The organism is Kitasatospora sp. MY 5-36, assembly GCF_001182915.1.
Taxonomy (GTDB): Bacteria; Actinomycetota; Actinomycetes; order Streptomycetales; family Streptomycetaceae; genus Kitasatospora.
The window spans coordinates 1-9,552 of the sequence record NZ_LFVW01000457.1 but is presented as its reverse complement, the minus strand read 5'-3'; the positions used below and the strand labels follow the sequence as shown (position 1 = coordinate 9,552).

Genomic DNA, 9,552 nt, shown 5'->3' with positions numbered 1-9,552 from the left:
CACCCCCCGCCTCACCACCTTCCTCACCCCCACCCACCACCCCTGACCACGTACCCCCGCAGCATGAGAAGTCGGCCCATCCGACTTCTCACGTCCCCCCACTCAGTCGCACCAGGAGCACGGCCCGGATCCGCCACCGCATGCCGCCTATCAGTTTCCGCCGCGTCCACGCCTGCGGCCGGCCCGGCTTGATGCCCTGCGGCAGCAACGGTTCAAACCACGTCAACTGACTATTCGTCAGATCTCCATGTCCCACGGAGCGTGATCGTTTCACCGTCGAGATCCACTTTCGCGACAAGCCCTCGCGCACCCGCTCGCCAGGCAGCAGGCGCTTCACAGGCGGCCGGTCGGGACAGGGAGGCGATCAGTCCGGGCGGAGCTCTTGCAGGCCTTGCGCTTGCCCCGGCCGTCGTCCCACCGGGACTGTTCGCCGGGTTTGCAGCAGATCAGGGTGACGATCGAGACCCGTCGACGGGAGCTGACCTCGCTCCATCTCCCTCTCCACTTAAGCAAATTGCCACTCACTCAGCCCGGGAAGCGAGCGACTGCGGCCGGGCAGTAAGCACCACCTGATCACCGACGCCAACGGTATCCCGCTCGCTGCCCCCTGACCGGCGGGAACCGCAATGACGTCACCCAGCTCATTCCACTGCTTCAGGCACTGCCGTCCGTTCGCGGCAAGCGCGGCCGGCTCCGGCGCCGGCCCGACGCCGTGCTCGGCGACCGCGGCTACGACCACGACAAGTACCGCCGCCTGGTCTGGAACCTCGGCGTGAAGCCGCTCATCACCCGCCGAGGCACCGAGCACGGCTCCGGACTCGGCGCTCAACACTGGGTCGTGGAACGCGCCTTCGCCCACCTGCACTGGTTCCGACGCCTGCGCATCCGCTGGGAGATCCGCGATGACATCCACGAGGCCTTCCTGAGCCTGGGTTCCATCGGGCGCCATTCGCCTGCACCCATGCCGGGCTCAACCGCTGGTTGAGGCCGAGCTCGCATGCCCGCTCCTCCAGCCTGACCAGCGAGGTCGTATCGAGGACCTTCAACTCCCGAGGCACCGCCTCATCCGAGTTCATCGCCCCATGCTGCCCGATGGCACCCCAGCGACTGGAACCGACCATCGAAGACCATTTCGTTAGGAGTTCTTACTCCTGGATGGTGGACCGACGCCGCGCACGTATCGCACGATGAGGGCGTACCCGCGGATCGACGGCTCTCAGCCTCTGCGGCGAGGCGGGTTCAACCTGAGCCTGTTCCTTATGGTGCGGCTCGGTTTCGCTAGCGGGGCGGGTGTGAGCGGACCGGTCCGGTTCGGTCGCGTTCGATCAGCGTGGCGGGGCGTTTGACGGTCTTGCCCACGTCGCAGCGGGGGGGCTTGGTCCGGTTCGGGACGCCGGCCGGCCTGGGCCCGGGCGGGTCGGCTTGGGTGCACGTTGTCTGTAGTCGGCCCTACTCGGCGTCCTGTGCCTCGATCAGGTCGAGGTCGCGAACGCAGAAGGTGTGGTGCTCGAAGGTCTCCTTGAGCACCGTGCCGAGGCACTGCCGCACCAAGCGGCCCCGGGCGTACGGCGGCCAGACATCGTCGTCGGGCACCGGCGCTCGCGCTGCGAGCTGCACGGCGGTGACCTCATCGAGCCAGGCCTCAAGCTCGGCGGCCTGCGCGTCACGCACGCTCACGATCTCGTCGAGGGCCGGATCGAGCGAGAGGTCAAGCCCGTGCGCTCCACGGTAGGGCTCGACGGTCGGCCCAATGCCCATCGGCGTGAACAGCTCCGTCGAGCCCAGGCAGCAGCGGCGGAACCACGAGTCGTGGACGAAGACCAGGTGGCGCAGCGTCTGCACCGCCGACCACTCGTCGTTCACGCTGCGGCGCTCGATGCCGGGCGTACGGCGGATTCGCTCGATCGTGGCGGCCCAGCCGGCATGGAGCTGACGCGATGCCTCGCGCAGATCGTCAGGGTCCTCGGAGCGGATCAGCACCCGCACCGGATGGCGCCGGTCGAGCTCTGCCTCGACGTACTCGGTGACCTCGACACCGTTCACTACGAGGTTGGTGACGTGCCCGTCGATCACGGCATCCTGCATGACGACGCCGATCAGGCGCGCCCCGGTCAGATCGCACTCGCGGAACTCCGCACTGTGCAGATCCTCGTCGATATATCGCGTCATGTCCGCATACTAGGTCCGAGCACCGACAAGCCGGCCTCCCCGGTTTGATTTAGCTTGTTCCTTGGCATCGGGCCCTGATTGTGCCCGTCGATGGCTCACTCGTTCGGGTGATCGGCGGACATGGGGACGGCCCGGTCGTGATCCTGACTCTGCGAGGAGATCGAGGAATCGACGACGGGGCCGTGCCGATGGGTGTGCTCCGACTTGCCACCCGGCGAGACATGTTCGTGGAACTGCCACTCTTCCGGGAGGACTACTACGCCAGCCTGTCCGCGCGGGCGGACGCGTTCTTTGAGCCGACCGACGCGCTGCTGTGCTCGGATGCGCCCACCCGTACGCCGGTGGAGCTGTCACTGACCGCCGAGCACCGCCGCGGCTACGGCTCCCTGTACGGCGCGCTCGACCACGGCTGTCTGGACACCGAGCTGCTGCGGGACCTGCTGGCCGAGCTGCCACTGCCCCGCTTCGCGGGCCGGATCGTGCTCACCGTGGACGTCTCGCCGTGGCTGCGCTCCGACGCCGCCTGCTCGCCCGAGCGGCTGTTCTGCCTGGTCCACGGCCGCGCTGGCCAGGCGTCCAACCACGTGGTGCCGGGCTGGCCCTACTCGTTCGTCACCGCGCTCACCCCGGACCGGACCTCGTGGACGCAGGTCCTGGACGTGGTCCGCCTCGGCCCGACCGACGATGCTGCGCTGGTGACCGCCGCCCAGCTGCGGCAGGTGGTCCGGCGCCTGGTCGCCGCGGGTCAGTGGCGCGACGGCGACCCGGACATCATGATCGTGATGGACGCGGGCTACGACCCGATGCGCCTCGCGTACGTGCTGCGGGACCTGCCCGTCGAGGTCGTCGGCCGCCTGCGCTCGGACCGCGTCCTGCGACTGGCGAAGCCCGCCTACGTCTACGACCCGAAGGGCGGGGCCCCCGAAGCGCGGGCCCCGCTTCCCGCTCGCCGACCCCGCCGCCTGGCCCGAACCCACGCTGACCACCAGGAACGACACCCCGCGCTACGGCAAGGCCGAGACGACGGCGTGGGACCGGGTCCACCCCTACCTCACCCACCGCTCCGCCTGGATCGGCGACGACGGCGAACTCCCGCTGGTCGAGGGCACTCTGATCCGGCTGAAGGTCGACCACTTGCCCGGCGACCGCGACGCGCCACCGGTCTGGCTGTGGTCCTCCAAGACGGGCGCCACCGCCGATGACATCGACTTCATCTGGTCGGGCTACCTGCGCAGATTCGACCCGGAGCACACCTCGTGATCATCGCCCACACCCAGCTCCGCCTCGCCGCCCCACTCGCCGCCGACCAGCGCCGCCCTTGGGAGAAGACCAGCCGCCCCGGCGTCGCGCTGACGCCGACCCGCGTCCGCCGGGGGTTCCGGAACATCCGACCCCCACCTGCCCAGTCCGGCCCGTGCGCCCAAACCCAGCACGCCCGGCCCCGGCCGGCCACCCGGCATCCCGAACCGGACGAAGGCCACCCCCTGCGACGTGGGCAGAACCGTCAAGGTCCCCGCCACGCTGATCGAACGCGACCGAACCGGACCACAGCGATCAGCGCCCCGGTGAGCACGCCCCCACCCCGTTGGTCAAGGATCAACCTGAGTAACGGCGCAGGAAGTCGGCCAGGCGGCGGGATGTGGGACCCCGTTCCGGAAGGGGGCCGGGAGCAGGGACCGGATACAGCTGGCCGGCGGCGCTGGCGGAGGGTTAGGCCACGAGGTGCAGGGGTGGGTGTCGGAGGCGTGGGGGTGCGGGGGGCGTGCGTAGCGTTGCCGGATGACCGAAGGGACGCGGGGCGGCGGGGCGGCGCAGGTGAGTGCGGCTCATGTGATGGCGCCGGCGGTGGTGTTCGCCATTCCGGTGCTGAAGCTGGCGTGGACGCTCGGGGGTGGGGACGCGGCCCGGGACGCGCTGCTGGCGATGGGGCCGGCGAACTGGGTGGACGTCGTCATCGGGATGTTCTTCGCCGAGCCGGTGCTGGCGGTCGTGCTGGCCGCGGTGCTCTCCTACATCGGCTACGCCTACCGGGCCGCTCACGGCGGGGCCGCCCGGCGCCAGGGGCGGGCCCTGGCGGAGACGGCGGCCCGGGCGGCGATCCTGCCGGGGGCGCTCGGGGTGGTGGTCGGGGCGTTCAACGGGCTGTGGTGGGGTGTGGCCGCGGGCGTCCTGGGCTACCTGTTGCGGCTCGGCGTGGTGGCCGAGTACCGGACGGGCGCGCGCTCGGCCGACACCGGCCGGCGCACCGGCCGGACCGCCGTGGCCTTCGGGCCCCGGGCCGTCGAGGCGGTCCGGGTCGCGGCGCTGCTGCTCTCCCTGGTGGTGCTTCCGGCGCTCTCGGTCGTCGCCGCCCTCGACGGCCGGTCCTGGACGAGCGTGTTGATGTGCGACGTCGACACCGGCGCCGGCCCGCAGCGCGCCCGGCTGGTCGAGCTGGACCGTCAGGCTCCGGGCGTCGTCGGCTGGGACGTTCCCGCCCACGAGGTGGTCAGCGGCACCAACTGCGCCACCGACCCGGACGACGTCCTCCGCGCCCCGTGGTGGCGCCGGTAGGGCCGACGACCGGACAGGCCGGTCCGATGATGGCCCTCCTCCCTCCGAGGCCATGGCGTACCTTCGCTGGAACGCGCCTCCGTGGGCGCCGTCCACGTCGAGCGCGCGGCCGCCGGGCTGCCCGAGGCCGCTGCGGTCCGGGACGGGAGGGTGGCTCCGCCGGTGGGGGCTCAGTAGATCAGGTAGCCCGGGCGGTGCCCTTCGTCGTCGATCTCCCCGGTCGCCTGGGCCCGCAGCTTGCGGGACAGTTCCTCCAGGGCGCGGGAGGCCGCGACCTCCTCGCCGATCCTGGCGAGCGGACGGTCGTCCGCGCTCTTCACGGACTCGCCGTGCGCGCTCAGGCCGGGCGCCCTGGCGCCGGTCAGCCTGGCGTCACACGCCGTGTGCACGCCGTCTTCCTCGAACCTCAGCTCCACGTCCCACTGGTTGTGCATGCCACACCTCCTGGCGGCGGCCCCCGTCGCGCCTGTCCGGACCGGCACGGACGGTGACCCGTGGCGGCCGCTCACACCAGCGTGCGCCTGCCCTGCCGATGGCGGCAAGCGCTGCCGGAGGGCCTGGTGGCCCGCCCCGCCGCGGGCGTGTCGTGCGATCGGCCCGGGCACCGGCCCGGCGGTAGGCTGACGGGAGCGGCCGCGACGCCCGACCCACCTCTCGGACTCGTCGGCGCGGCGCGGGCAGCGACAACCTGGTGGTCCCTCCGTGGCGGTCTTCCTCCTCGCTCTCAGCGCGGCCTGCTGTCTGGGGCTCGGCTTCGTCCTCCAGCAGCACGCGGCTCAGCAAGCCCCGCGCTCCGATCTGCTGCGCTGGCGGCTGCTGCTGGACCTGATGCGGATGCCGCAGTGGCTGCTCGGCACCGGGTTCATGGTCAGCGGGCTGATCCTCTCGGCGTTCGCGCTCAACCAGGGCGAGGTGTCGCTGGTCGAGCCGCTGCTGGCCACCAATCTGATCTTCGCAATGGCCCTGGCCCGGGTGCTGACCCGTCAGACCCTGGGCCGTTCCGGCTGGGCCGGGGTGGCGCTGCTGGCCCTCGGGGTGACGGCCTTCATCGTGGCCGGGCGGCCGACCGGCGGGGGGCCGCCCGCCGGGGACCTGCGGCACTGGCTGGTGGTGGGCACCGTGGTCGGGCTGGTGGTGCTGCTGGTCTCGCTGGCCCGTCGGCTGCCGCTGTTCGAGGAGGCGACCCTGCTGGCGCTCGCCGCCGGGCTGCTCTACGGCCTCCAGGACGCGCTGACCCGGACCACCACCCAGCGCCTCGACCACGAGGGCCTGGCCGCGGTGCTGCGCAGCTGGCAGCCGTACGCGGTGGTGGTGGCGGGGGTGGTCGGGCTGCTGCTGGTGCAGAGCGCCTTCGAGGCCGCGCCGCTGCGGATGTCCCTGCCGGCGCTGACCGCCGCCCAGCCGCTGGCCGGGATCGCCTGCGCGGTGGGTTTCCTCGGTGACCGGTTGCGGGTGACCCCGGGGGCATTGGCGTGGCAGGCGGTCGGGCTGTTGGCGATCGTGATCGGGGTGATCGTGATCGGCCGCCATCCGGCGATGCCCGGGACCGCACGCGACACCCTGGAGAGCATCGGGGCGCCACCGGAGGACGAAGCCGGGGAAGAACCCGGGGACGAACCGGAGGACAAGGCCGGGGACGGAGCGGAGCAGGGGCCCGAGGGGGACGACCGCCCCGGGAGCACCGGCTAAACCGCGATGTGCTGGAACGCGCAGGCGGACGCCGTGGCCGGTGGGCTGGTCGCGGTCACGGGCGTGGCGTGTGTGGTCCGTGCCCGTCGGGCCGGCCGTCCCGAGCGTTTGCCGCTCGCCGCGCTCCCCCTGGTGCTGGGTGTGCACCAGCTGATCGAGGCACTGGTCTGGCTCGGTACGGACGGCGGACTGCCGGACGGCCTCGCCGGAGCGGCCCGCACCGCCTGGGCGGTGGTCGCCCTGCCGCTGCTGCCCGTCCTGGTCCCGGCCGCCGTGTGGTGCGCCGCCGTCGGACCGCGCCGACGGGTGCTCGCCACGCTCACCCTGCTCGGTGCGGCGGTCGCCGTCCCGCTGGCCGTGGCCGTCGGCTCCCATCCGGTGACGGCCGCCGTGCACGGCCACACCCTCGGCTACGCGGTCGGCATCCCGTACCCGGCCCTCCTGCTGGCCGGTTACCTCCTCGCCACCGTCGGCTCCCTCCTGGTGAGCGGCGACCGCCTGCTCCGCCGTCTCGGTCTCGTCACCGGTGCGGGCGCCGTCGTCTGCGCCCTGCTCTGGCACCTCGCCTTCGTCTCCACCTGGTGCGCCCTCGCCGCCCTGGCCAGCCTGTTGCTGCTCCACTGGGCGGGGCACCGCCCGGCGGACGAGCCCGGCCCGGTCACCGATCGGGCCCGCTAGCCGCGCCCGGGGGGCGGCTTACGCGCTGCGCGCCGGTTCCGGCTCGACGGCCGCGTCGGCCGCGCCAACCACACCGCTCGCGCCGGCCACGCTGTCCGCTCGGCCCGAGCGGCCACGGAGGCGGTCCATCTCCCGCCACTCGGGGCGCAGCCCGGCCAGCGTGGTGGTCGCGAAGTACAGGGCGCCGGCCGCGATCAGGCTGGGTATGAGGCCGACCGTGGCGACCGCCGCACCGGCGACCAGGCCGCCGAGCGGGATGCCGGCCCAGGCGAGGGAGTCGCCGAGGGCGTGGACGCGGCCCAGCAGGTGGCGGGGCACCCGCTCGAAGAGCACCGCGCCGAGGATCGGGTTGAGGAAGCCGGAGCCGAAGCCGCCGATCGCGAAGACCGTGATCACCAGCCACATCGGCGCGCCGAGGGCGAGCACCATGAAGCGCGGTGCGCCGCACAGCAGGAAGCCGGTGAAGAAGACCGTCCGTCGGGGCAGCCGGGAGGCGACGGCCGCCGCTATCAGGCTGCCGACGACCGCGGTGGCACCCATGGAGGCGGCCAGCAGGCCGATGGCGGCCGGTCCGTTGCCGGACTCCCGCGCCCAGACCGGGACGAGGACGGTGATGAACCCGGCATCGATCAGGTTGGTGATGCCGATCATCACGATCACGGTGAGCAGCAGCGGCTCCGAGCGCAGGAACGTGAAGCCCTCGCGGAACATCCGCCAGTAGCCCGCTGGCTGCTCCTCCCCGGACGCGTCAACGGCCGGATCAGCGGCCGGATCCGCGGCCGTGGCGGGCACCGCCGGGCGCCCCATGCCGCGCGGGAGCGCGACCGCGATGATCAGCGACCCGAGCGCGAAGGTGACCGCGTTGATCGCCAGCCCGGCCAGCGGGCCCATCAGGGCGACCAGCCCGCCGCCGACCGCCGGCCCGATGGTGGAGGCCAGCCGCTCGGTGACACCCGACAGCCCGGTGGCGCGCTCCATCGGCACCCGGGCGTGGTCGGCCGCCTCCGGGACCATGACGGACTTGGCCAAGTCCCCCGGGCCGCGCATCGCCCCGATCACCGCGACCATCACCAGCAGCACCCAGAACGGGAGCAGCCCCTGCGCGTGCAGCAGCGGGACCAGCCCGGCCGCGACGGCGCTGACCGCGTCCGTCGTCCAGGACACCACGCGCGGCCCGAGCCGGTCGACTAACGGGCCCGTCAGCGCCTTGACCGCCACGTACGGCGCCATCTCGGCGAACGCGACGAGGCCCGTCATGGTGGCGCTGCCGGTGGTGGCCAGGACGAACCAGGGCAGGGCGATGGCCGAGACGCGCGTGCCCGTCACGGAGACGGCCATGGCCGTCAGCACCCCGGCCAGCGGGCGGAAGCTGCGCCCCGGCGCGTCGGTGGCGGTAGCAGCGGTGGCGGCGGTGCCGGTGGTCATGCGGTCTCCCCCTCGCTTGCGGTGGCGGTGGCGGTCGCGTCCGGCAGGAGGTGGACGACCACGGCCACCTGCTCGGTGCCCTCCGGCGCGGGCCCGCCGTGGTCGATCTGCCGGTAGCGCCGGACCACCTCGAACAGCTCGCCGGACAGCTGCTCGGCCTCGGCGGGCGTGAGCTGCAGGACCCGGTCACTGAGGTCCGTCACCCGGCGCCACTCGCGCGGCATGGTCTCGAAGGCGTCCAGCGTGCGCTGGGCGGTCTGGGTGTGCGCGGCCAGGACGGACCGCAGGAAGCCGGCGGCCGTGTCGAGCTCGTCGTCCGCCATGTCGTCCACCGTCCAGACGGTGAGCGGGTGGGCCGAACGCCACCACCGCTCGCGGGCGTTGCCGCGCTCCTCGTCCTCCTCGACGAAGCCCGCGGCGGCGAGCTGGCGCAGGTGGTAGCTGGTGGCTCCGGAGTTGAGCCCCAGCTGCTCGGCGAGCCTCGTCGCCGTGGACGGGCCGTGCTTGCGCAGGAGCCCGACCAACTGCATCCGCACGGGATGCGCCATCGCCCGCATGTTCTTGGCGGTGATGGCGATGTGCGGGTCGTCGCTGTGCTTCCAGCCGCGTTCTTCGGTCATGGCAGGAGACTAGAACCCCAAAGAGTTCTTTGCAAAGGATTTTTTGCGAAAGATCTTTTGCGAAGAAGTCCTTGCGGTTACTCGATCCGCAGTAGGCCACGCCTCCGGGCCCCGCCGGTCGGCGGGTGCCCGGCCGGCCGCTCGGCGGGGGCCCCGGAGCGGACCGCGACCCGGAGCGGGATTGTCACCCGGGCGGCCGAGGCGCACGCTGGCAGGAAGGGCCCGGAAGCCGGCCCACCCCGGTCGGCCGCGGATTCGATGACGGCCGCCGGGGAGCACGAGGGGCAGGGCGATGGCACGCGGGAGGCTCTGGGGCTACGTCGCGACGGGAGCCAAGGCGCTCGGCGCGCTCGGCAGCACCGTCGGCGCGGTCGGCACCGGGCGCCGGGGCGGGTCCGGGCGCGTGGGCGCAGCGGCG

The 9,552-nt window shown here is 72.8% G+C and carries 8 protein-coding genes and 1 pseudogene; 5 read left to right on the top strand and 4 right to left on the bottom strand.

Features of this window, described 5'->3' with window-relative positions:
* Positions 1-539: 539 nt before the first annotated feature.
* Positions 540-985: pseudogene (locus tag AE652_RS26710) on the top strand (transposase); the annotation flags it as partial.
* Positions 986-1,449: 464 nt separating this feature from the next.
* On the opposite strand, the gene AE652_RS26705 reads toward AE652_RS26710, so the two are convergent.
* Positions 1,450-2,169, bottom strand: a complete 720-nt coding sequence (locus AE652_RS26705; protein WP_049655934.1) for a DinB family protein — start codon at positions 2,167-2,169, stop codon at positions 1,450-1,452.
* A gap of 221 nt (positions 2,170-2,390) precedes the next feature.
* Here AE652_RS26705 and AE652_RS43525 point away from each other — a divergent pair, with 221 nt between their 5' ends.
* Together AE652_RS43525 and AE652_RS26695 are read left to right on the top strand one after the other, a co-directional pair.
* Positions 2,391-3,371, top strand: a complete 981-nt coding sequence (locus AE652_RS43525; protein WP_234348549.1) for a transposase — start codon at positions 2,391-2,393, stop codon at positions 3,369-3,371.
* A 577-nt stretch (positions 3,372-3,948) separates the two neighbouring features.
* The gene (locus tag AE652_RS26695; protein WP_063780277.1) at positions 3,949-4,722 is read left to right on the top strand and encodes a hypothetical protein; all 774 of its coding nucleotides are present in this window, start codon (positions 3,949-3,951) and stop codon (positions 4,720-4,722) included.
* Positions 4,723-4,892: 170 nt separating this feature from the next.
* Here the strand turns inward: AE652_RS26695 and AE652_RS26690 are convergent, their stop codons facing one another.
* The gene (locus tag AE652_RS26690) at positions 4,893-5,156 is read right to left on the bottom strand and encodes a dsRBD fold-containing protein (protein ID WP_049655929.1); all 264 of its coding nucleotides are present in this window, start codon (positions 5,154-5,156) and stop codon (positions 4,893-4,895) included.
* 268 nt (positions 5,157-5,424) lie between these two features.
* On the opposite strand from AE652_RS26690, the gene AE652_RS26685 reads away from it, so the two are divergent.
* Entirely contained in the window at positions 5,425-6,411 is a 987-nt protein-coding gene (locus tag AE652_RS26685) for a DMT family transporter (protein ID WP_199823147.1), read from the top strand.
* A 6-nt stretch (positions 6,412-6,417) separates the two neighbouring features.
* Positions 6,418-7,089: a DUF6629 family protein gene (locus tag AE652_RS26680; protein ID WP_049655926.1), complete on the top strand. Its 672-nt coding sequence runs from the start codon at positions 6,418-6,420 to the stop codon at positions 7,087-7,089.
* 18 nt (positions 7,090-7,107) lie between these two features.
* Here AE652_RS26680 and AE652_RS26675 read toward each other — a convergent pair whose 3' ends face one another.
* A complete protein-coding gene (locus AE652_RS26675; RefSeq protein WP_049655923.1) occupies positions 7,108-8,514 on the bottom strand; it encodes an MFS transporter in 1,407 nt (468 codons plus the stop codon).
* A complete protein-coding gene (locus tag AE652_RS26670) occupies positions 8,511-9,134 on the bottom strand; it encodes a transcriptional regulator (RefSeq protein WP_049655922.1) in 624 nt (207 codons plus the stop codon). The genes AE652_RS26675 and AE652_RS26670 overlap by 4 nt, the downstream gene beginning before the upstream one ends.
* Positions 9,135-9,552 lie beyond the last annotated feature (418 nt).

Bases quoted from the DNA above. Each gene is read 5' to 3' on its own strand.
- AE652_RS26705 (WP_049655934.1), bottom strand. From the start codon at position 2,169: ATGACGCGATATATCGACGAGGATCTGCACAGTGCGGAGTTCCGCGAG.
- AE652_RS43525 (WP_234348549.1), top strand. From the start codon at position 2,391: ATGTTCGTGGAACTGCCACTCTTCCGGGAGGACTACTACGCCAGCCTG.
- AE652_RS26695 (WP_063780277.1), top strand. From the start codon at position 3,949: ATGACCGAAGGGACGCGGGGCGGCGGGGCGGCGCAGGTGAGTGCGGCT.
- AE652_RS26690 (WP_049655929.1), bottom strand. From the start codon at position 5,156: ATGCACAACCAGTGGGACGTGGAGCTGAGGTTCGAGGAAGACGGCGTG.
- AE652_RS26680 (WP_049655926.1), top strand. From the start codon at position 6,418: ATGTGCTGGAACGCGCAGGCGGACGCCGTGGCCGGTGGGCTGGTCGCG.
- AE652_RS26675 (WP_049655923.1), bottom strand. From the start codon at position 8,514: ATGACCACCGGCACCGCCGCCACCGCTGCTACCGCCACCGACGCGCCG.
- AE652_RS26670 (WP_049655922.1), bottom strand. From the start codon at position 9,134: ATGACCGAAGAACGCGGCTGGAAGCACAGCGACGACCCGCACATCGCC.